Below are 22,742 nucleotides of genomic sequence, written 5' to 3' on the forward strand. Positions count from 1 at the left end.
TTGGCATATGATTTTTTTATAAAATATTATATACTATGAGGAATGGAGGTATGATATGATTGTAAAACCTATGGTTAGGAACAATATTTGTCTAAACGCCCATCCGCAAGGATGCAAAAAAGGCGTTGAGGATCAAATAGAGTACACAAAAAAGAGAATTACTGCTGATGTAAAAGACGGAGCAAAGGCTCCTAAAAATGTGCTGGTACTCGGCTGCTCGAATGGTTACGGACTTGCAAGCCGAATAACGGCAGCATTCGGCTATGGAGCTGCCACTATCGGCGTTTCCTTTGAAAAGGCCGGAAGCGAAACAAAGTACGGCACACCCGGCTGGTACAATAATTTGGCCTTTGACGAGGCGGCAAAAAGGGAAGGTCTTTATTCCGTAACTATAGACGGAGATGCCTTTTCCGATGAAATCAAAGCACAAGTAATCGAAGAAGCCAAAAAGAAAGGAATTAAATTCGATCTTATAGTTTACAGCTTGGCAAGCCCCGTGCGCACCGATCCCGATACAGGCGTTATGTACAAATCCGTACTCAAGCCCTTCGGCAAAACCTTTACCGGCAAAACGCTCGACCCGTTTACCGGCGAGCTGAAGGAAATTTCGGCGGAGCCCGCGAACGAAGAAGAAGCTGCCGCCACGGTTAAGGTTATGGGCGGCGAAGATTGGGAACGCTGGATAAAGCAGCTTTCAAAAGAAGGTCTTTTAGAAAAAGGCTGCATTACCCTAGCCTATTCGTACATTGGCCCGGAAGCCACGCAGGCCCTCTACCGAAAGGGCACCATAGGAAAGGCTAAAGAACACCTTGAAGCAACAGCCCACCGCCTAAACAAGGAAAACCCGTCAATACGGGCATTCGTTTCGGTGAACAAGGGCTTGGTAACAAGGGCAAGTGCGGTAATCCCCGTAATTCCCCTATATCTCGCTTCCTTGTTTAAGGTTATGAAAGAAAAAGGAAACCACGAGGGCTGTATCGAGCAGATTACCCGTCTTTATGCCGAAAGACTCTACCGCAAAGACGGCACAATCCCCGTCGATGAAGAAAATAGAATCCGTATCGATGACTGGGAGCTTGAAGAAGACGTTCAAAAGGCGGTTTCAGCTTTAATGGAAAAGGTAACCGGCGAAAACGCCGAAAGCCTAACCGACCTTGCAGGTTACCGCCACGATTTTTTAGCCTCAAACGGCTTTGATGTCGAAGGCATCAACTACGATGCCGACGTAGAAAGGTTCGACAGGATTTAATTGAGGTAATGGCAAAAAAAGCTAAAACGGATATTCGATCTTCGGCGGCGGAATATTTGACTTTTGTTGCAGCGGGCGGTAAAAGCGCTGAAAATATCGAAATACGGTATGAAGATGAAAATATTTGGCTGACTCAAAAAATGATGGCTGTTTTGTATGATGTTGATGTAAGAACAGTCAACTATCATATTAAGAAAATTTTTATTGATAGTGAATTGCAGGAAAATTCAGTTATCCGAAATTTTCGGATAACTGCCGCTGACAGAAAAGACTATGACACAAAACACTACGGATTACAAATGATTATAGCCGTCGGCTTTAAGGTTAACTCTGAGCGGGCTGTGCAATTTAGAAAGTGGGTCAACCGTATTACAAAAGAGTACACAATCAAAGGCTGGGTCATGGATTCGGAACGGCTGAAAAAAGGCTCTTTTCTTACGGACAAATATTTTGAAGAACAGCTGGAGCGGGTTAGAGAAATCAGGGCAAGCGAACGCAAGTTCTATCAAAAGATTACCGACCTGTATGCAACTGCTTTAGACTACGATAAAACAGCCGCTGCTACCAAAAGGTTTTATGCAACGGTACAAAACAAAATGCATTTTGCCGTCCACGGACATACGGCTGCGGAGCTTATTTATGAGCGTGCCGACAGTACGCAACCGCACATGGGACTGACTACATGGCAGGATGCTCCCGAAGGCAAAATTAAAAAATCCGATGTTATTATTGCAAAAAACTATTTAAGCGAGACTGAACTTTCGCAGTTAAACCGGATGGTAACTTCATATCTCGACTTTGCAGAAAATATGGCGTTGCGGAAGATTCCGCTTACCATGCAAGATTGGGAAACGCGGCTTACCGGTTTTATCGAAATGTTCGAATACGGACTTTTAAAAGATGCAGGAAAGGTATCTGCAGAAATTGCAAAACTTCATGCCGAATCCGAATTTGAAAAATACCGCATCATTCAAGATAAGACCTTTGTTTCCGATTTTGACAAATACTTAGCGGAATTGGAAAATACCATTAGCGGATAATTATAAAATATGGAAGATTATAATAAAGAGTTTAAAATCGATATTCCTAAAAAGCAAAGTGCACTTAAAGCTGAAATCGTCTCTTTTTTAAATAGCACCAATGGAGAAATCTATTTAGGTGTAGATGACAGCGGAACTATACATTATGATCTTATAAACGAAAAAAAGAAAAAATGGGAAGAAATACTCTCAAATTGGATTGTAAATGCTTTTAATCCCGATGTAACGAATTTAATATATATCTATCCAAATGAAACACCTTTTAGGATAAAGATTCTTAAGGGAAAAGAAAGACCTTATTTTTATAAAGACGGAGAAGGTTTTAATACAAAAGGCGTATATGTCAGAGTCGGCAGTACAAAAAGACTTGCAAGTTTTGATGAAATTCAAAGAATGATACGGCAGCATAGTCAGCATGATTACGAGCGTTTGTTATGTCATCGGGATGATTTAACCTTTAATTATGTAGAAAATAGATTTAAAGAAAAAGGAGTCCTTTTTAACAAATATGCTCTATCCCTCATCGATAAAGATGATAAATACAATAATGCAGCTCTCTTATTGAGTGACCAAAATCCTACTACTAGTAAATTTGCAGTTTTTCAAGGCACTACGGTGAATATCTTTTTGGATAAAAAAGAATTTACAGGTTCTATCTTAAAACAATTAGATGAAGTTCTCTATTTTGCCAATTTATCAAATCGAAAAAAAATCACCATTACCGGAAAACCTGAACGGGATGAATATTTGGATATTCCCGAAAGAGCACTCAGAGAAGCTATCGTAAATTGTTATTGTCATAGAGATTGGACCTTAAGCGGAGATATAAAAATAGAATTTTACGATGACAGAGTGCAGATTTTTTCTCCCGGCAGCTTGCCAGACGGATTGACATTGGAAAACATAAAAATGGGCATGGTTGCAAAAAGAAATAAAATTATCGTAGATACTCTGGATAAAGCCGATGTTATTGAAAATTATGCTTCGGGCGTACGCAGAATATTTGAAGATTATGCACATTTTAAAAAACAACCCGAATATTATATTTCCGATAACGGGGTAATAGTTACCTTATTCAATCGAAATTATGATGTCCAAAATGACGGTCAAAGTGGCGGCCAAAATGATGTTCAAAATGATGTCCAAAATGATGTTCAAAATGATGTCCAAAATGATGTCCAAAATGATGTTCAAAAATTGAGTGCGGAACAAAGAAAAGAAAAAATCATAGAACTGATGAAATCAAATAACAAAATCACAATTGATATGATAAAATGTATGATCAATGTATCAAAACCTACCATTGAGAGGGATATAGCTAAGCTAAGAAAAGATAATAAGATTGAATATGTAGGCAGCGCCAAAGACGGCCGCTGGATTGTAAAAGTAAATAATTAGACATTTACATATGGAGGATTTCGATAAATAGTTATGAAAAAACTTTTGATGATACCGATTACAGTATGTTTATTGTCAGGCGGTGTAAGAGCCTTTGCCTATGGAGTCAATAGCTTTACGGTTTATGATGCACAAGATAAGATTGTACACAAGATAACCGATAAAGACGAAATCAATGCGTTGTATCTGCTTTTTCAAGAATCTTTACTGATAGCAGCTGATGAAGCTTCGTTTACGGAATTGCCTAAAGACGCACAAGAGTTATACCGTTATGTTCTTTCGTATAATTACGGTGATAACGATGAGCAGGATTTTAACTTTATTGTATATAAAAATTATCCTCTTTGCCGAATTTCCGTTTCTCAATTACAGAAAACGGAGGACATCCCAAAAGAATTAACATGGAAACTTTTTAAATACGCATACGAAATCGTCAGTAAACCTGCCGAGGTGAAAAAGCAGCTTTCTTATTCTGTGAAAAATTCTTATATCCGCATATACGATGATAAGAACACTCTTTTGCTATTTATTACAGGGGAAAAAATTCTGGATATATTCGATACATTGTTTGGAGAAGATATTGCCGAAATCGAACCAGAAGAAAGAAATTTGAAAAGCCTTTTTACCGCCGAAAGCATTCATAATGGCCGAGAAGTCCTTGTGCATTATTCATTTATGGATGATGACAAAATTATGAAGCTGTATCTTTACAAAAACACAAAAGAAATGAATATAACAACCGATACCGGAGTTCTAAAAGTAAACCTTTCAGAAGAAGCGTATAGAATTTTAAGCAGCCCTAAAAGCTTTCAAAAAGAATTCGAAAAAAGAAGATGATAAAAAATGAAGTTAATAGGACAGTTGGTAATAAATAAATGGATCCAAGGGAAGGAACTATAACGGATTTTTCTTCTTCCGCCGAGTTAAAAGCTGCTTTTGAAGCTGCAAAGGCAAAAAACTGGAGATTCTATAAACGGGATACAGTTGGAAATGAGGAAGAGGTTTAGGATGCTTAAAAATGGATTTTTATAAGGGATAGACACTCTGCCCGTATAAATGATAAAATGTCGGCCTTTGCGGTTAACTAAATAAATAAAACTTAAGGAGTTTTTATGAAAGAGGATTTTATTTTAAAGGTGATAGAAAAGTTTGAAAAAGGCGATGCCGTGGTCTTGCAGATAAAGCAGGATGACTGCGAGCTTATCTTAAAAAAAGAAGGAGCTTTCCCTAAAAAGGAAGCTGTCATCCAGTCAGGTGCGTGCGGAGGAGTGCAGACAGCCTATCCTATGCCCTATGCAGCTATGCCGGCAGGATTTCAATCCGGTTTACAGAACGGATTTCAGACAGCTCCGGCAGGAACAACCGGGCAAGCGGCAGCACCTCAAGCAGCAAGTCCTGCTGCAGAAGCTCCGGCTCAAGCCTCACCCGCCGTTTCATCGGCTAACCTACTCGAAGTAAAAAGCCCCATTGTAGGCACCTTTTATAGGGCACCGTCTCCGGATTCTCCTCCCTATGTTGAAAAGGGCAGCACAGTAAAAAAAGGTCAGCCCCTTTGCGTGCTTGAGGCTATGAAGATGATGAATACCCTCGAATGCGAATATGACGGGGTTATCGAGGAAATCTTAGTTTCAAACGGAGACCTTGTAGAATTCGATCAGGTCTTGTTTAAGATAAGGGCTAAGTAGGAAGGTTCCTATGATTAAAAAAATACTTATCGCCAACAGAGGCGAGATAGCCGTGAGGGTTATCCGCTCCTGCCGCGAAATGGGAATAAAAACCGTCGCCGTTTACTCTACGGCGGACAAGGACTGCCTCCATGTGCTTTTAGCTGATGAGGCAGTCTGCATAGGCCCGCCCCCCTCGGCTAAAAGCTATCTTAACAGGGAAGCTCTAATCACGGCAGCCCTTTGCACTTCTTGCGAGGCCGTACATCCGGGGGTAGGCTTTTTATCGGAAAACGCAGGTTTTGCCCGCGAGGTAGAAAATGCAGGGCTTTTTTGGATAGGGCCAAAACCCGGCACAATCGAAATGCTCGGCGATAAGGTCCGTGCCCGCGAAACAGCCGTAAAAAGCGGACTTCCTGTAACCCCCGGCTCGGATGGAGCTATAAAGGAGTTGGCCGAAGCTAAAAAAACGGCCGAAAAATGCGGCTATCCTGTTATCATTAAAGCAGCCTCAGGCGGCGGCGGAAAGGGAATGCGCATCGTCTATAAAGAATCGGAATTAGCCGAAAACCTAAAAATCGCTTCCGCCGAAGCCGAAGCCAATTTTGCCGACGGCACGGTTTATATCGAAAAATATCTGGTAGATCCGCGCCATGTAGAGCTTCAAATTCTAGGCAATGGTAAAGGAGCCGTTTCCGTTTTGGGTGAAAGGGATTGCTCTGTTCAAAAAAATCATCAAAAGCTGATAGAAGAAAGCCCCTCTCCGGCTGTAAGCGAGGAAATGCGGGAAGCCATGTGTAAGGGAGCTGTCAGCCTTTTTTCTTCCCTTAAATACCGCGGGGCAGGAACAATCGAGTTCCTCGTATCGGGCAATAATTTCTACTTTATGGAAGTAAACGCCCGAATTCAGGTAGAGCATCCCGTTTCGGAGATGATTACCGGCACCGATATAATTGCAGAACAAATCCGTGTTTGTACAGGGGAAAATATGAAGTTTGCCCAAGGGATTTTGCCCACCAAGGGATGGGCTATCGAAGCCAGAATAAATGCCCGCTCTCCGGGGCTCATAAAGAATTTGAGGGTTCCCGGAGGAAACGGAGTGCGTTTTGACAGCTTTTTGTACCAAGGCTATTCGGTAGTTCCGTTTTATGATTCAATGACGGCTAAACTCATAGTTCACGGAACCGATAGAGCCAATGCCATTCAAAAGCTGCTTTGTGCCCTTGATGAGCTTAAAATTGAAGGCATCACTTGCAATATTGAAGAACAAAAGATTATACTTAACTCGAAAAAGTTCAAATCCGGTGTTTTCGGTACCGGACTCTATGAAGAGCTTTTTGGAAGTAAGTAAGAAAGTTTTTATAGGGAGACTTAAATGGATTGTCCTAGTTGTAAAGTATCATATGATGAAGAGGTGTTTACAGATAACCTGATGGTATGCCCTCATTGTAATTATCATTTACGCATAGAGCCGAGGCAAAGAATCACCTATCTAACCGATGAGAATTCTTTCAAAGAGCTTTATGCCAATCTTAAAACCTGTAATCCCATCGAAATGGAAGGTTATGAAGAAAAAATTTCGGCTGCAGAAGAAAAAGCGGCCTTAAACGAAGCCGTTATTACGGGTTCTTGTAAGATTAAAGGAAGAGATGCCCTTTTAGCCCTCATGTCCTTTCACTTTATGGGAGGCTCCATGGGCTCCGTTGTAGGCGAAAAGATTTCGCGCCTTATGCTAAAGGGAGCCGCTGAAAGAATACCTGTAATTATCTATGCGACTTCAGGCGGGGCACGAATGCAGGAGGGGCTTTTTTCTTTAATGCAGATGGCCAAAACTTCAAGTGCGGCCGCCGAGCTGGATGAAAAAGGGGTTCCTCTTTTTATAATGCTTTGTGACCCGACTACGGGAGGAGTTACGGCAAGTTTTGCAATGCTCGGAGATATAACGGCAGCGGAACCGGGTGCCCTTATCGGCTTTGCAGGCCCAAGAGTTATCGAAGGCACTATACGACAGCAGCTCCCCGAAGGATTTCAGAGGGCGGAATTTCAGTTGGAAAAAGGCTTTGTGGACTGTATAGTACCGCGCCAAGAGCAAAGACAATTTTTTGCCCGTATGATTGACGCTCACAGCCTCGGCCTTAAAGAAGCCCCTAAAAAGAAAAAGACAGCAGGAGAGAACTAATGAGCGGCACAGATCAAACAAACTTATTAAATAATTTAAAGGATATAGCCCAAAAAGCGGGACTTGATATAAGCGAGGAACTTGCAAAAATAAATGCAAAACTTGAAAGCTCAACAGCTCTTGCAAAAACATGGGAAAGGGTAGAACTCGCCCGCCACAGCGACAGGCCTAGAACATTGGACTACATAAATTTGATTTTCGATAATTTTACCGAACTTCACGGAGACCGTTTTTTCGGAGATGATCCCGCAATGATAGGCGGAATAGGCTTTATCGACGGAAGGCCGGTTACGGTGATCGGCACCCAAAAGGGAAGAAACTTGCGCGAAACCATTGAAAGGAACGGAGGTATGGCAAACCCTGAAGGCTACCGCAAAGCCATGCGCCTTGCAAAACAAGCCGAAAAGTTTAAAAGGCCGATTATTACCTTTATCGACACACAAGGTGCCTATCCCGGCCTTGGAGCCGAAGAAAGAGGAATCGGAGAAGCTATTGCCTTTAACTTACGGGAATTCAGCCGCCTAAAAACTCCCATAATCTGCATAATCATAGGCGAAGGAGGTTCCGGCGGAGCTCTCGGCATAGGGGTGGGAGATAAGATTTACATGCTTGAAAACGCCATATTCTCGGTTATATCCCCTGAAGGATGCGCTTCAATCTTATTGAGGGATTCAAGCAGGGCAAAGGATGCCGCAGCCATGCTTAAAATTACCAGCCGAGAGGTTCTTGACCTAAAGGTAATCAACGGCATAATCCCTGAACCCGAAAAAGGAGCTCACACCGATCCCAAAAAAACCGCCGATGCTATCAAGGAACAAATCCTAAAAGATTTAGCCGACCTTACAAAACGCGACCCTGCAGTTTTGGTAAAATACCGAAGCAAAAAGATAAGAAGCATAGGAAAATATTCGGAATAAACGGAGATTTCTATAAACTAAGCGGTTAAAAATAAAAAACGAAAGAAACCGCAATGGACACCAAGACCGCAAAGCTGTTGAGAGGCGTACATTCTTGTACACTTCTCAACGCTATAAAGGATATAGAAGCGGTTTTCATATAGGCACAATTACCAATTAACCCTTTGCGGCCCCTGCGGTTTCATTTCTTTTTACTTAACAGCATTTTCAATCATTTCAATATTTTCATCATTTGAAATAATTTCGAGAGCTTTCATAATATCATTATAAAGAATGCGGTCTTCGGTAACCTTGGAAATGTGTTTTCGGATAAGCTTCATCATCTCGCCGGTTCCCTTTCCGTATTTTTTTACTCCCCGTAAATCACAGGCTTGAGCAGCCGTAAGCCATTCAATAGCAAGAACATGGCGCACGTTTTTAACGATTTCGGTTATTTTTCGGGCAGCTGTAGTTCCCATACTTACGTGGTCTTCCTTGTTCCCCGATGAGGTGATAGAGTCAACACTTGCAGGGTGAGCCAATACCTTGTTTTCTGAAACAAGGGATGCGGCCGTGTATTGCGGAATCATAAAGCCTGAATTTACTCCTCCGTTTTCTATTAAGAAAGCAGGAAGGCCTCCGTTTAGTTGCGGGTTTACAAGGCGCTCGATTCGGCGTTCGCTTATATTTGCCAGTTCGCTTACGGCAATGCCTAAAAAGTCCATAGTTATAGCGATTGGCTGCCCGTGGAAGTTTCCGCCCGAAATAACATCATGATTGTCGGGGAAGACGAGCGGATTATCGGTTACGGCATTGATTTCTATCTCTAAAACCTTGCGCACATATGCAATAGCATCGGCGCTTGCTCCGTGGACTTGCGGAACACAGCGGAGGGTGTACGGGTCTTGGACATCATTTTCTCTTGTGTTGATAGAAGAGCTTCCTTTTAACATTTTGAGGATAAAGGCGGCCGTATCAATTTGCCCCTTGTGAGGGCGGGACTTATGGATTCGGGGGTCGAGGGCTGCAGTAATTCCTCTAAAGGCCTCAAACACCAAGGAGGCTCCCATGTTGGCGGTTTTTAAAAGCTGCTCGGCATCATGCAGGGCTAGGGCTCCGATACCTGACATTACGGGAGTTCCGTTAATTATGCCGAGACCGTCTTTTCCTGAAAGAACGACTGGCTTTAAACCGGCCTTTTCAAGCGCAGCTTTTCCTTCTATCAGCTTGCCTTCATAATAGGCTTTTCCTTCGCCTATCATTACTAGGGCTATGTGGGCAAGGTTTGCCAAGTCGCCGCTTGCTCCCAATGAACCTTTTTCGGGCACATAGGGAGTTACGCCCTTATTTAGCATATCTACAAGAATATCCGGAATAGACGGGGTTACACCCGAAAAACCGCTTGCATGTGTGTTTAGCCTTAAAAGCATTATGGCTCTAACTATGTCCTCCGGGAAAGGATTGCCGACACCGCAGGCATGGCTTAAAATTAAGTTTCTCTGCAAGGCACCGTTTTGATCCTTAGTAATTGTTACGGTAGATAATTCACCAAAGCCGGTCGAAATACCGTAGGTAGGCTTACCGCTTTTTACGATATCGTCTACAATTTTCTTTGAATCCTTGATTCTTTTTTTTGCATCTGCGGATAGTTTTACTTCCGCTCCATGGCGGGCAACAGCTACAACATCTTCGATCGTTAAACTGCTGCCGGTTACCGTTACAGGTTTTACCTTCATTTTTTGCTCCTTGTATTTGTATTTTTATAGCTGACCTATTTTATAAGTTTAAATTCTGCAATTACGGGATGGTGATCCGAAACTTCAAAATTTAAATCAATAGTTTTTACTCCGGTAATTTCAACATTGGGAGAACATATGAACCCATCTATTATCGTGGTGTAATTTTCTCCCTTAACGTAGGGCTTTTCCAAAAGACGAACTGTAGGCGTAGAGCTATCAAATCCCCATTTCCAGTCCTTTCCGATAAAATCGGCAGGAGAATATTCTATCCATTCAAGAAATTTATCAGGGGTAGTATAAGGCATAAAAAGGCTTTTTTCTACACCCGGAAAAAGAGAATTCCAATCTCCGCCGGCAATTACCCAATGTCCATCATTATAAAATTTTAAAGCAAGGTTTTTTAGATATTCCATTTCCTGCTTTCTTAATATGCCTGCTGCATCGTAAGCCGAAAGATGTAAGTTTATTATATAAAGATTTTTACCCGGAACATCGGTTTTAATTTCAGAAACAAGAAGGCAGCGCTTTAAGTTGACGGTTTTTAAGGGCCATGAAAAGGTGCCGGGAAGCTGATGACGTTCAGCTTTTTTTATTACGTATTTACTTAGCGTAAAGACACCGCTCTTAACCCGACCCAAGGGATTTGACACAGGAGCGGGCACAAGGACGGCATTGTAGTTCGCTGCAAAGACTGAATCATAATCGGCAAAAAAATCGGATATGGCTTTTTCTTGATTTACATAAAAGCTGCGTTTTGATTTTAAGTCGATTTCTTGGATTAGGTTAATACCGCAATCTTCTTTTTTAAGCAGAGCTTTTACTTTTTCGAGATTATATAATACGGTTTCCTTACTTCGGGCCGTCACATTTTTTCCCCCGTCATAAAAAAAGTCGTTTTCAGCATCAAGGCTGCAATAGCCGATGTTCCAGCTTAAAACTTTAAAGGCTTCATCAGCCTGAATGACTTCTTCTTTTGATCTTTTCGTTATATTTGCATTTTCAATCGGTTTAGGCCGGTATTCGGCTATGGTAACAAACACAAAAAAACCGGCAGTCAAAAAAATCAATACCGCTAAAACGGCCAAGGGAATAAAAATAAATAATTTGCGTGAAAGCATATCAGCCCGCCTTTTATTAAACTTATTGCTCTTTTTAGGATTATATCTAAAAAAACAGTTTTATTCAATTACAAAAGGTTAATATTAAGGGTTGATATCTGTTGAAAATTTGTTGATAATCTTGAATTATTAAAAAATATTGTGTATAATATAGGAATGACTATTTATACTGATTTACTGCATTTACTTAGATTGTTTTCTTTACGCAGAGACAGTGCCCAAGTTACACTGCAGCCTTTTCAAGATTATCTCCATCGTTATGCACGCCGGTTTTTACAACAAAAGCCGGAACTGGCTGTCCACCTTGAAATTTCTCTTGACACTCTTTTAAATGAACTAAAAAAAATCCAAGAGGATGGAGATATCGAAATAACAACGGATAAGTCCAATACAACCATTATATTCGTTCCATATTACCACGTAGATAATATATCCCGTCAATACGCAAATCTTGAGCAGCATCCCGATATTCCTTTTCCTCTTTTATCCGATCTGCCTAAAAATTTTCCGGGAAAACTTTTAAAGACAATCACCCTTTCAGATGACATAGCCTTAATAAATCCGGAATCTAAGGAAAGTTCTTTTTTATATGTACTAAACTATAACGGCGATATTCCGGCTCTCATCTTTCCGGGCTCTTACAAGACCGAAAAACTTTTAAATTTGGCATTAGATAAGGTTAAACTTTTTTTATCAAAAGATGAAAGCAGGGACTACATGCAAAAAAGGCTTCTGGTCGCCAATCCGGGTAAAGAATTTACGGTTAAAACTTTCATAACAAGAGCAATGTCACACAGCGTTAATAGTTTTCAAAATGTCAAAGAATCGGGCGACAACTATATATTGTGGGGTCAACTCTGTGCCTTTATAAAACAAGAATTTGCCAAAAAGAATGAAAAACTCCCCGATGAGATAGCCTTATTACAAGCCGTCGGCATTCTGGAATATTTAAATAACTATTATAGAAACAGAGTCCAAAAAGATATTCAAACGGACACGGCTTTAAAGAACCTCCTTCTTGCTTTTCAAAAGGCACCGTATTATTTTACAATGAAGCAAATAACCCAATTTACAGATTCCAGAGGGGTGCCCTTACTCGGACAATATTCTGAGGAAACTTTACAAAATTTTATGAAGGAAAAAACAAGCACTTCGGAAAAATACATAATTCCCGATATTCTCAGCTTTACAAATTCTTCAAATGATAGGTTTTACCTGCTTACAGAAAAAGTAGTGCCCCTTTTAATATCTCTCATAAACGAAGCAAGAAAACCCGTTAGGGAACTGTGTATAAAAAAATGGCACGAAATGCTCCTTAATTTTGAGCAAGACGAATCAATGAAAAACGATGCAGCTTTCAATGAATTGTTAAAAGAAATAGTCTCTCATTCAACTCCTAATTTATACGGTCTTTTAAATGCTCCTTTTATTTTATCCATAATTGCAGATCCCCGGTTAAATGAAATTCAAGCGATGGAGATAAACCGAATTTTTCCGGCAGGAAAACCTGCTGCCTATAATGAAATTTTAATGCTCAATAGATATGAGATTTTAAGCGACACTAAAATACTCCTTCCATTCTGGTACACTATTCCGATAATTTCTTCGATAATTGCTTTTTTCAAACGAAAGAAAAAAAAGCCTCAGCCTGTACAGCCTGAAAAAAAAGAAACTGTCTATAAAAAACCTAAACTCAAGTTAAAAGATGTTGCAGAAAAAATCGCTGCCGAATTTCTTCCTGAAGGCATGACAATAGATCAAGCTCTTGAAAAAAATTTGGATGAATGGAATCACACATTGGGTCACCCTGCAAGAGAGAATCTAACTGAAGATGTAAATGCCTTAATTCGTGATTATTTACGGGGAGTAAATAGAACTATTTCAGTTACAAGTTTTACTGCTGACAGAGTAAGAGGGCTGGCTAAAACACTTTTGGAATCTCCCGGCCTTTTAAAAATAAAAGAGCGAAATGCTATCGAAAACTATGTAGAGCTGTATATTCTAAAGCTGGTATCACAATATTCTTAAGCGCCGAATAATTTTATTTAATTTACTTAAGCCTCTTTAGACCAGTCCGTTTCTTTATCCATTTTGATCAGCACGGATTTTGTAATTTCTGCAATAGCTTCTTTTTCATTGACCTTTCTATTTTTAAAGATACATCTATGAGCTAGGACATAGGGAGCTATCATTTCAATATCAGTATCTTCAACCCAGTTCCGTCCATCAGAAAGAGCTATCGTTTTTGCAAGATGCAAAAACTGTAAAGAAGCTCTGGGAGATGCACCTAACTCAATATCCGGATGCTCTCTTGTTTTATTGCAAATATCTATTATAGCTTTTTGTAATGCCTTGTGACAATACACCCTTTCTTGTTCTCCGCGGGACTCAATTATATCGCCGATAGTTATAATGGGAAAAAGTTTTGAAAGAGCAAGCACACCTGGGTTGCCTTGAAGTATTTCAAGAGCCGATTCATCATCAGGATAACCTATAGAAAGAGACAACATAAAACGGTCAAGCTGAGCAGGAGGCAGGGGATAAGTACCCAAAGTTTCCACGGGATTTTGAGTAGCAGCCGTAAAAAAAGTATCGGGCAATTTATAAGTTTGTCTTCCAACAGTTACCTGTTTTTCTTCCATAACCTCAAGAAGAGCAGCTTGAACCTTAGGAGGAGTTCTATTTAATTCATCGGCCAAAAAAATATCGCAAAAAACAGGGCCCTTTACAAATTCAAAACTTTGAGTTTGTGCATTAAAAACATCAACACCAGTAATATCATAAGGAAGTAAGTCAGGGGTACATTGGATTCTTTTAAACTCGGCAGTGTTCTCGCAGTCTTTTTTTATTAATTTAGCTAAGGCCTTCACCATTGTCGTTTTCCCAACACCGGGAACATCATCTATAAGAACATTGCCGCCGCTCAAAAACGCTGCAACAAAAAGACGGATAACATCATCTTTACCCTTTACAACTAAACCGATATGTTTTGTAAGCTCATCTATTATATCTTTTGTGTTCATACCAAACAGTATAACCGAAAATAGGGTTTTGTTCTATATCACAAGACCTTATAACTTAAAACTAAAAATATCTTTTACCAAGACATTAATGGAATTTTTAAAATGTTTTTTATCCAATTTTTCAATTACAAAATTTTTACTATAAAGAGTATACCCGTTTTTATCGGTTAATTTAAAAGAAAGGTTTTTATCGGAATATGTCAACTGAAGAGAAAATTTAGAATTATCATCTTCTATAAAACGGGATGATGTTATCAATTTTTTTATTTTTTTGAATTGAGTTTTATGTTTTCGGTTTTGTCCATATCTATATTTATTTTTACTGGTAATTTTATATCATGTTCCAAAAAACCTGTAGGATTCAAATCAAAAAGAGATTCTAAGTAAAGATAATAAAGCTGCGGAGAAGTTTGTTTTGCAATCTTACTTCCTTCAGCATATAAGTTTTTAAGAGCAAATTTTTCCCATTCCGGATCCATTTTTGAAATACCTTCATTAAGCATTTTTAAATCCGATTCAATGATGCCTTTGTCTGCAAGATAAGCACCTGCACTTTGCGGAATAAGCATAGTTTCTATAGACTCTGAATTCTTAAGATATTTAAGAGCCTTTTTTCCTTTTCCTTTAAAGGCACGATAATAATAAGTATTGGCATAAAGAGTATTTGCAACATCCTCAGAATACCTTTTATTATTTTGTTTATATTCTTTTGCAACTTTTAAAGAATATAATCTAAAAACCGCATCATAATATTTATATTTTAATTTGTAGTTTATTTTATTATTTAAATTTTTTATCCAATCAAAAAAGTTTAAGGTCAATCTGGTTTTTTCAAAATTATATTTACGAATGTATAATTCTCTTTTTAAATCATAAAGATTGCTTTTAAATTCATTTACACTCAAACCGTAATCTGAAATCCATGCCTCACTTATATTTTGAAGTTCATTTAAAATATACTGTTCGGCTTTTTCAATATGTCCCGTTTCCAAAAACAAATTTATAATACTTAATGTCGAAAGAGGAGTGTCATCATCGGCAGCGGCTGAAAAATAAGAAGAAAGAGCCTGTGTAAAATTATTTCTTCTTTCTTCAAGTTCTCCTATCATCATATAGCTTGAACTGCGCTCTTTCATATCTAAAGCAGCCTTTGCATCCTCTATGGCATTTTCAAATTGATAAAACTGACTTTCTAAAATAGCTTTATTATAATAATAGATAGCCCCTGAATACTTTCTATCCAGTTTTTTTGCTTCATTTATTGCTTTTACATAAAATTCTTTTGATTTTTTATAGTCAAAGATTTCATTGTATAAGGTTCCCAAAGAATTATAAACCGATAAATCTTTTCCGTAACGCTCTATGTTATTCAATAAAAAATTTATTCCTTCCTCAGGCCTGTGACATTTAAAACATAACCAACCGTAATTAGCGGCTGCAAAGCGGTCATGAGGAATAAGATATAAATAATTTTTAATATACACCAAGGCTTCTTCATATTTGTTTAAGGAAGACGCACAGCCGGAAAGATAAAACAAGATGCTGCTGTTATCAGGATTAATATCCTGGCCTTTTTTTAATATCTTATATGCCGGTTTATATAATTCTTGATTATAATAAATTTCCCCAAGCTTTAAAAACAAGCTGTCGTTTTGCGGGTACCTTTTTATTCCGTCCTGTAAAAGGGATAAAGCCCGTTCCCAATTTTCAGCTTCTATAGCCTTTTCGGCTTCAAAAAGAATAGTATCCGCATTCTCAGTATGTAGAATGAATGATAAAAAAGAGAAAGTCAATAATATAATAATTTTTCTGTTTTTGCTTTTTAAGAGTTTTTTTGCAATTTTTACATCGTCATCCGTACACTCCGGTGCAAATTTTGCTTTTTGAATCAGAACATTCATTTGTGTACCCTCTTCAGAACTCTGTCTTTTTTTCTTAAATAATCGTCCGGCTGTAAGTACAACCCTCCTATTATTTTTTGAAAATTTTAATATAAGATAAGGCCGTATTTTGTAAATTATAAATATTAAAACCGCAAAAATAATTATAATAAGCATAAAAAAAGACATATTTTCTTTGAAAAACCGTTTTATATATGTACCTATATTTGAAATATCATATTCTTTTTCGGTAATTTCAGTAATTTTAATTTCACTGCGTTTTTCTAAAATCTCACTTAAAAGAGAGTTAAATTCTTCACCTCCGGCATTCATACCAAAATTAATATTTTCTCCTTCTGCGAGCTGAGAAGTTGTAGGATCAAAACTGACCCAGCCTATAAACGGAAAAAAAACTTCAACCCATGCATGAGCCATGTTTGCTCTTACGGGATAATAATTCATAATTTCAGATTCGGGCTGAACAAAAAATCCTACGGCAACACGGGATGGGATTCCTACACTCCTAAGCATAAGCGCATAAGAAAATGCAAAATAAGTGCAATAACCTTTTTTTGTTTCGGTTAAAAAATACTTTAACTGGTTACCGTCAGGAGCCTTGCCCGGTTTTAAAGAATAACGGTAATCTCCATCCGTAAAATAGAATTTAAGAGCTAGAATTTTATCCAAATAATCCGGAATATTTTCGGTTATCTTTTCTGCCGTTTGATGCACAAGTTTAAAACTTTCATCATCAATTTTTGTATAAAAATCCAAATCTTCCTTTGACAGTCCCTCCCCATCATCCCCTGAAGGAAAGGCTTCTCCGTAAATGTCCGATGCAAAATCAAATATTGCATCGCTGAATACCTTATATCCTCCGTTAAATTTTGAACTATCCCAAATTTCATATGGAATTATTTTTGTCGGATAATCCATAGCTATAAAGGATGAAGATGATAAGTTGACAAAAAAATATTCCTGCTCGGCTTTTTCCCGCATTGAAAAAGCTCTATGTAAAATATCTTTTTGCCCCTTAGGCAAAGATGTAATTTGAGCGTTCTCAGATGGAGCTTTCTTTTCATAAAAGCCTTTTGCAGGATCCCATCCTGAAAGATACATTCTTCTTAACATATTATGCGAAAAATTTTTATCAAAATGAGTAACTAAAACAAGGTCATCACTCATTTTGATTTCACTTTGCAGCCTCAAATAATCTGAAAAATCAAATCGAAATAGAGTCGGCTGCAATAAACCTCCATGATTAACCGATGCGGCCTCATTATAGTTTTTCAGTACAAAAAAGATTATAAAAGAAAAAAAGATAAAAACAATAAAAAAAATTTCAGTTGTTTTTTTTCAAAATTAAAAGACAGAAAAAGACGGAAAATTTCAAGTACGGAAAATATTAACGAAAGGAAAACCGCATATATCGGATGTTCAAAAACAGACATTGAAAAATTTCCTTGAGTCCAAAAAAGAAGAGCAAAAATGCTAAAAAAAACTATGGATTCATAGCGGCGGTATTTTTCATTTTTACAAAAACCAATAGTAGAAATCGAAATAAAAAGGGTTTGAAGTATCAAAAAAGGAATAATAATATCTAAACGTAAATATAAAATATCAAACAATTCTATCGATATGATTTTAAATATAAATAAAATAAAGAATAAACAAATAATTACACTTAAGCATATTAAAATAAATGCCGATGATGGTTTTATTCGTTTTTCTTGAAATTTATAACATAAAAAAATTACAATCAGAGTCCAAAAAGGAAGAATAAATGAAGGTAAAATTTCAAACAAAAATAATGATGGAATAACACTAAGTATTATAAGCGAAAATATACGCAAAAGAAAATTAAGCTTATATCGAGTAAGCATAAAATCCTCCATTTCTCAATGCATATTTTATAGTTTCAATATTTTCATTCATTTGTTTTGACAAAAGACGGTATTTTTTTTGAGAAAATGTATAAAACAAAAAAGAATGTAAAATATTTTTTGGTTTATAAATTATAGTTTCAAGGCCGGTATAAAAGGCACATTCGTTTTTATAATCCGAAAAGTTTCTAAAAAACTTTTCAAAAATTTTATTACCTGATTGTACAGGCATAAAAAAATAAAGCAAATAATTTTTTTTATTTTCATCATCAATAAAGAAATTCTTTTTTAATTTAGGTTCATACTCACTCTTTTTATTCAAAATTTTAAGTTGAGGAATGGAAAAAATCCTTTTTATTGTTTCTTCGGCATCCGTCTCATCAACATACACTAATTCCGTTTCATAAGAGTTTTTTTCGTTATCATAAAAAAGAATTTTAAAACTTATTCCGTTTTGATGTAAATAAAAAGCTATCGATGAAATCAAATTAATAAACTCATCAAATTTTTTTTATAAAATTCAAAATCGCGGCTTACAACGGGGGTTTCAACATAAACTGTAAAAAAAGACCTCGGCGGCGGAATGTAATCACCCTGTTTTATACTAAGTTCCTGAGTATGAGCGTATAGTTTCCAATTAATCTTTCGTATATCATCCCCGGGGAAATAAGGGCGAGTATCATAAAGTTCATCAGTTCGTCTCAAATTTATCGTATGATCGGAGGTTTCATTTAAAATTGCAGGAAACGAAAAAGTTTTTATTTCACTTAATACCGGATAAATAAAAACTTGAGGTATTGACTTTTCTTTTTTCAATAAACGGAATGAAAAAAAACCTGCAAGATCGGAAAGTTCAATATATTCTCTTTCTAAAAAAAATCTGCCTCGTTCTTCTTTTGGAATAGAAAAAAAAGTCTGTTCTCTTTTAAGTTTGATATTAAATCTTAGTCTTCGGCTTTTTTTATCATTCAAATCCGACGAAAATTCAAAAATGTAAAAGATAATTACTCCGGGTAAAATAATAGGAAAAAGATTTTTTCCTATTCGGTTTCCTACAGGTAAAATAGAAATTTTTTCATTTTTTAGTTTTATTAAATAATTTGTTTTTTCACATAAGAAAATAGAAATAATAAGGCACACTAAGGATAATACAAAATAAAGGCATAAACAAACGCCGCAAACAACCGCAAATAATTCGCCTCGAATACCGGCTCCCGTCAACAAGAGGATTGAAAATAGAATATAAATAATCCCGGGAACCGTAAGCTTAAAAACCTTCATCAAATACATCCTAACATTTTTTAGTTAAATAATCAAGGAATGGACAATCCGATAAACCGGTGGTGGAATAAAAAAAAGCCAGGCAGCATCCTACTTTCCCACTTGATCAGCAGTATCATCGGCGTAAGAGAGCTTGACTTCCGTGTTCGGGATGGGAACGGGTATTACCTCTCCACTATGGCCACCTGGCAATAAAAAACAAATTAAGGACTTAAAACCGTATCTTCAGTTTTAAGTGCAAGAATAAGGTAAGAGAATGAAGAAAAAAGGTTAATTTTTTATATATAGAAAAAAGAAACAATAATATGGTCAAGCCTCACGACTTATTAGTATTGGTCGGCTTAACACATTACTGTGCTTAGACCTCCAACCTATCAACCTTGTAGTGTGCAAGGAGTCTTTAGGAGGGTTAAACCCTCAGGGATACGTAGTCTTGAGGCGGGCTTCCCACTTAGATGCCTTCAGCGGTTATCCCTTCCGAACGATAGCTACCCGGCAATTACCCTTGGCAGGATAACCGGTACACCAGAGGTTCGTCCATTTCGGTCCTCTCGTACTAAAAACAGCTCCTCTCACGTATCCAACGCCCATAGCAGATAGGGACCGAACTGTCTCGCGACGTTCTGAACCCAGCTCACGTACCGCTTTAATTGGCGAACAGCCAAACCCTTGGGACCTGCTTCAGCCCCAGGATGCGATGAGCCGACATCGAGGTGCCAAACATTCCCGTCGATGTGAACTCTTGGGGAATATCAGCCTGTTATCCCCGGAGTACCTTTTATCCGTTAAGTGACGGCGCTTCCACTCGCTACCGCCAGATCATTAAGACCTACTTTCGTATCTGCTCGAGCTGTCACTCTCGCAGTTAAGCCTCCTTGTGCCTTTACACTCGCTGCGCCGATTTCCAACCGGCGTGAGGAGACCTTCGCGCACCTCCGTTACTCTTTAGGAGGCGACCGCCCCAGTCAAACCGCCTGCCTATCACTGTCCCCATCCCGGCTTCACGGGAAGAGTTAGAAACCTGATTTATCAAGGGTGGTATTTCACTTGCCGGCTCCACTCAACCTAACGGCCAAGCTTCATAGCCTTCCACCTATTCTACACATGATAAACCAAGTCCCAATAATAAGTTGCGGTGAAGGTTCACGGGGTCTTTCCGTCTAACTATGGGTAACCGGCTTCTTTACCGGTATATAAATTTCACCGAGTCTCGCGTTGAGACAGTGCCCAGAATCGTTACACCATTCGTGCGGGTCGGAACTTACCCGACAAGGAATTTCGCTACCTTAGGACCGTTATAGTTACGGCCGCCGTTTACCGGGGCTTCAATTCAAAGCTTCACATTGCTGTTAACCTCTCCTCTTAACCTTCCGGCACCGGGCAGGTGTCACCACCTATACGTCCCATTGCTGGTTCGCAGATGGCTGTGTTTTTGATAAACAGTCGCCTGGGCCTGCTTTCTGCCGCCTCCTCAACTTTTAAAAAAAGGAGGCCACACTTTTTCCGAAGTTACGTGTGCATTTTGCCGAATTCCTTAACGCGAGTTCTCTCGAGCGCCTTAGATTTCTCATCCCATCTACCTGTGTCGGTTTACGGTACGGTCTTTTATAACCTAACCTTAGACAGTATTTCCCGGCACCTTGATTACGCCCGCTTCGCTCCACCTTAGTTTCACTCGCTGTCGCAGCTTACCTTGGATGACGGATTTGCCTATTCATCCTTTTTAACGGCTCGCTTACTTTGACCGGCATCCGTTAGCCGGCCGGGTTTCACCTCATGCGTCCTGCCATCGAAATTATAAAAGGTATCGGAATATGAACCGATTTCCCATCGACTACGACCTTCGTCCTCGCCTTAGGGGCCGACTTACCCTGGGAAGATTACCTTTACCCAGGAAACCTTAGATTTTCGGCGGGGAGGGATCTCACCTCCCTTTTCGTTACTTATACCTGCATTCTCTCTTCCATTTCCTCCAGCACCTCTCGCGAGTATGCCTTCATCAGTTAATGGAATGCTCCCCTACCGCCTTATGCTTTAATCGCATAAGACCCGTAGCTTCGGTATACTGCTTAGCCCCGTTACATTATCTGCGCATGGACACTCGACCAGTGAGCTGTTACGCACTCTTTAAAGGAATTGCTGCTTCTAAGCCAACCTCCTGGCTGTCTAGGTATCCACACTTCATTTCACACTCAAGCAGTATTTGGGGACCTTAGCTGACGGTCTGGGCTGTTTCCCTTTTGACTTGCGAACCTTAGCGCACGCAGTCTCACTCCCATACGTTGATTATCGGCATTCAGAGTTTAACTGGGTTTGGTAGGCTTTGACGCCCCCTAGTCCAACTAGTGCTTTACCTCCGATAATTTTATATGAGGCTGTCCCTAAAGGCATTTCGGGGAGAACCAGCTATTTCCGGGTTTGATTAGCCTTTCACTCCTAGTCACAAGTCATCCATACCTTTTTTAACAGATTATAGTTCGGTCCTCCACAAGGTTTTACCCTTGCTTCAACCTGCTCATGACTAGAATCACTCCGGCTTCGGGTCTACGACATGCAACTAAACTTCAGCTTTCGCTGATACGCCCTATTAAGACTCGGTTTCCCTTAGGCTCCGGAACTWCTATTCCTTAACCTCGCTGCATATCGTAACTCGCAGGCTCATTCTACAAAAGGCACGCTACTACCCCATAAAGGGGCTGTAACATCTTGTTGGTTTACGGTTTCAGGTTCTATTTCACTCCCCTTACTGGGGTTCTTTTCACCTTTCCCTCACGGTACTTGTTCACTATCGGTAGCTTGAGTAGTATTTAGCCTTGGATCGTGGTCGACCCTGTTTCCGACAGGATTCCTCGTGCCCCGCCGTACTCAGGTACTGCATCAACAAGTTCCGATTTATTTCGCTTACGGGGGTTTCACCCTCTTCGCCAGGCTTTCCCAAAACCTTTCTGCTATAAATCGAATTTATCACTTGTCGGTCCCACGCCGATGCAGCCCTTCAACTCCCTCTATAAGGGTTTAGGCTCCTCCAATTTCGCTCGCCGCTACTTTCGGAATTCTCTTTTTGATTTCTTTTCCTTGAGTTACTTAGATGGTTCAGTTCACTCAGTATCGCTTTACCTCTCTATTTTATTCAAGAGCGTAATGTTAGTATCACTACTAACGGGTTACCCCATTCGGCTATTTCCGTATCACAGGATGTGTGCTCCTACACGGAACTTTTCGCAGCTTACCACGGCCTTCTTCGCCTCTCAGCTCCATAGGCATTCGCCATAAACCTATTTCTTCGCTTGACCATATTATTGTCCCTTCTTTCTTTCACTTTTCGCTTAAAAAGAAGTTTTGTATTTTTCTTAAGTTTCACGCTGTAATGTACTTACATTCCAGCGCCTTCA

Annotated in this window: 16 protein-coding genes, 2 rRNA genes and 1 pseudogene; 10 read left to right on the plus strand and 9 right to left on the minus strand. The window is 39.1% G+C overall.

The window, feature by feature from the left end:
* Nucleotides 1-55: 55 nt before the first annotated feature.
* The 9 genes and pseudogenes from fabV (at nt 56) to JO40_RS02695 (ending at nt 8,447) form a co-directional block, all read left to right on the plus strand.
* Nucleotides 56-1,249, plus strand: a complete 1,194-nt coding sequence (gene fabV / locus JO40_RS02660) for an enoyl-ACP reductase FabV (RefSeq protein WP_044977782.1) — start codon at nt 56-58, stop codon at nt 1,247-1,249.
* Between the two features lie 8 nt (nt 1,250-1,257).
* The gene (locus tag JO40_RS02665) at nt 1,258-2,289 is read left to right on the plus strand and encodes a virulence RhuM family protein (RefSeq protein ID WP_044977783.1); all 1,032 of its coding nucleotides are present in this window, start codon (nt 1,258-1,260) and stop codon (nt 2,287-2,289) included.
* Nucleotides 2,290-2,298: 9 nt separating this feature from the next.
* Nucleotides 2,299-3,687 (plus strand): ATP-binding protein, encoded by a 1,389-nt coding sequence (locus tag JO40_RS02670; RefSeq protein WP_044977784.1) that lies wholly within the window; start codon nt 2,299-2,301, stop codon nt 3,685-3,687.
* 33 nt (nt 3,688-3,720) lie between these two features.
* Complete coding sequence (locus JO40_RS02675) at nt 3,721-4,524, plus strand: hypothetical protein (RefSeq protein ID WP_044977785.1); 804 nt, start codon at nt 3,721-3,723, stop codon at nt 4,522-4,524.
* A gap of 41 nt (nt 4,525-4,565) precedes the next feature.
* Nucleotides 4,566-4,694, plus strand: a pseudogene (locus JO40_RS14990) (leucine-rich repeat domain-containing protein); the annotation flags it as partial.
* 105 nt (nt 4,695-4,799) lie between these two features.
* A complete protein-coding gene (gene accB, locus JO40_RS02680) occupies nt 4,800-5,372 on the plus strand; it encodes an acetyl-CoA carboxylase biotin carboxyl carrier protein (RefSeq protein ID WP_044977786.1) in 573 nt (190 codons plus the stop codon).
* A gap of 10 nt (nt 5,373-5,382) precedes the next feature.
* Complete coding sequence (locus JO40_RS02685) at nt 5,383-6,702, plus strand: acetyl-CoA carboxylase biotin carboxylase subunit (protein WP_044977787.1); 1,320 nt, start codon at nt 5,383-5,385, stop codon at nt 6,700-6,702.
* A gap of 24 nt (nt 6,703-6,726) precedes the next feature.
* On the plus strand, nt 6,727-7,530 hold the full coding sequence (accD, locus tag JO40_RS02690) for an acetyl-CoA carboxylase, carboxyltransferase subunit beta (protein WP_044977788.1): 804 nt from the start codon (nt 6,727-6,729) through the stop codon (nt 7,528-7,530).
* The gene (locus JO40_RS02695; protein WP_044977789.1) at nt 7,530-8,447 is read left to right on the plus strand and encodes an acetyl-CoA carboxylase carboxyltransferase subunit alpha; all 918 of its coding nucleotides are present in this window, start codon (nt 7,530-7,532) and stop codon (nt 8,445-8,447) included. The genes accD and JO40_RS02695 overlap by 1 nt, the downstream gene beginning before the upstream one ends.
* 191 nt (nt 8,448-8,638) lie before the next feature.
* Here JO40_RS02695 and hutH read toward each other — a convergent pair whose 3' ends face one another.
* A complete protein-coding gene (hutH, locus tag JO40_RS02700; RefSeq protein WP_044977790.1) occupies nt 8,639-10,162 on the minus strand; it encodes a histidine ammonia-lyase in 1,524 nt (507 codons plus the stop codon).
* Between the two features lie 35 nt (nt 10,163-10,197).
* Nucleotides 10,198-11,283 carry an endonuclease/exonuclease/phosphatase family protein gene (locus tag JO40_RS14380; protein WP_245608968.1) on the minus strand — a complete coding sequence of 362 codons (1,086 nt, stop codon included), beginning with the start codon at nt 11,281-11,283 and terminating at the stop codon, nt 10,198-10,200.
* Nucleotides 11,284-11,433: 150 nt separating this feature from the next.
* Here JO40_RS14380 and JO40_RS02710 point away from each other — a divergent pair, with 150 nt between their 5' ends.
* Nucleotides 11,434-13,311: a hypothetical protein gene (locus tag JO40_RS02710; RefSeq protein WP_049992377.1), complete on the plus strand. Its 1,878-nt coding sequence runs from the start codon at nt 11,434-11,436 to the stop codon at nt 13,309-13,311.
* 26 nt (nt 13,312-13,337) lie between these two features.
* Here JO40_RS02710 and JO40_RS02715 read toward each other — a convergent pair whose 3' ends face one another.
* The 7 genes from JO40_RS02715 to JO40_RS02735 all read right to left on the minus strand — a co-directional run bounded on the left by JO40_RS02715 (nt 13,338) and on the right by JO40_RS02735 (nt 22,643).
* On the minus strand, nt 13,338-14,306 hold the full coding sequence (locus JO40_RS02715; protein WP_044977792.1) for an AAA family ATPase: 969 nt from the start codon (nt 14,304-14,306) through the stop codon (nt 13,338-13,340).
* A 48-nt stretch (nt 14,307-14,354) separates the two neighbouring features.
* Nucleotides 14,355-14,564 carry a hypothetical protein gene (locus JO40_RS14385; protein WP_245608969.1) on the minus strand — a complete coding sequence of 70 codons (210 nt, stop codon included), beginning with the start codon at nt 14,562-14,564 and terminating at the stop codon, nt 14,355-14,357.
* Nucleotides 14,565-14,569: 5 nt separating this feature from the next.
* Nucleotides 14,570-17,371, minus strand: a complete 2,802-nt coding sequence (locus JO40_RS02720) for a transglutaminase domain-containing protein (protein WP_245608970.1) — start codon at nt 17,369-17,371, stop codon at nt 14,570-14,572.
* 681 nt (nt 17,372-18,052) lie between these two features.
* Nucleotides 18,053-18,556, minus strand: a complete 504-nt coding sequence (locus JO40_RS14390; protein ID WP_245608971.1) for a hypothetical protein — start codon at nt 18,554-18,556, stop codon at nt 18,053-18,055.
* Nucleotides 18,553-19,350: a DUF58 domain-containing protein gene (locus JO40_RS14395; protein WP_245608972.1), complete on the minus strand. Its 798-nt coding sequence runs from the start codon at nt 19,348-19,350 to the stop codon at nt 18,553-18,555. The genes JO40_RS14390 and JO40_RS14395 overlap by 4 nt, the downstream gene beginning before the upstream one ends.
* Nucleotides 19,351-19,427: 77 nt before the next feature.
* Nucleotides 19,428-19,539 (minus strand): 5S ribosomal RNA (rrf, locus tag JO40_RS02730).
* 116 nt (nt 19,540-19,655) lie between these two features.
* A 23S ribosomal RNA gene (locus tag JO40_RS02735) occupies nt 19,656-22,643 on the minus strand.
* Nucleotides 22,644-22,742 lie beyond the last annotated feature (99 nt).

The sequence above is a fragment of the Treponema putidum genome (genome assembly GCF_000755145.1).
In the GTDB taxonomy this organism is placed as follows: Bacteria; Spirochaetota; Spirochaetia; order Treponematales; family Treponemataceae; genus Treponema_B; species Treponema_B putidum.

Bases quoted from the DNA above. Each gene is read 5' to 3' on its own strand.
- JO40_RS02695 (WP_044977789.1), top strand. From the start codon at position 7,530: ATGAGCGGCACAGATCAAACAAACTTATTAAATAATTTAAAGGATATA.
- accB (WP_044977786.1), top strand. From the start codon at position 4,800: ATGAAAGAGGATTTTATTTTAAAGGTGATAGAAAAGTTTGAAAAAGGC.
- fabV (WP_044977782.1), top strand. From the start codon at position 56: ATGATTGTAAAACCTATGGTTAGGAACAATATTTGTCTAAACGCCCAT.
- JO40_RS02715 (WP_044977792.1), bottom strand. From the start codon at position 14,306: ATGAACACAAAAGATATAATAGATGAGCTTACAAAACATATCGGTTTA.
- hutH (WP_044977790.1), bottom strand. From the start codon at position 10,162: ATGAAGGTAAAACCTGTAACGGTAACCGGCAGCAGTTTAACGATCGAA.
- JO40_RS02665 (WP_044977783.1), top strand. From the start codon at position 1,258: ATGGCAAAAAAAGCTAAAACGGATATTCGATCTTCGGCGGCGGAATAT.
- JO40_RS02675 (WP_044977785.1), top strand. From the start codon at position 3,721: ATGAAAAAACTTTTGATGATACCGATTACAGTATGTTTATTGTCAGGC.
- JO40_RS02670 (WP_044977784.1), top strand. From the start codon at position 2,299: ATGGAAGATTATAATAAAGAGTTTAAAATCGATATTCCTAAAAAGCAA.
- JO40_RS02720 (WP_245608970.1), bottom strand. From the start codon at position 17,371: ATGAGTGATGACCTTGTTTTAGTTACTCATTTTGATAAAAATTTTTCG.
- JO40_RS14380 (WP_245608968.1), bottom strand. From the start codon at position 11,283: ATGCTTTCACGCAAATTATTTATTTTTATTCCCTTGGCCGTTTTAGCG.
- JO40_RS02685 (WP_044977787.1), top strand. From the start codon at position 5,383: ATGATTAAAAAAATACTTATCGCCAACAGAGGCGAGATAGCCGTGAGG.
- accD (WP_044977788.1), top strand. From the start codon at position 6,727: ATGGATTGTCCTAGTTGTAAAGTATCATATGATGAAGAGGTGTTTACA.
- JO40_RS14395 (WP_245608972.1), bottom strand. From the start codon at position 19,350: ATGAAGGTTTTTAAGCTTACGGTTCCCGGGATTATTTATATTCTATTT.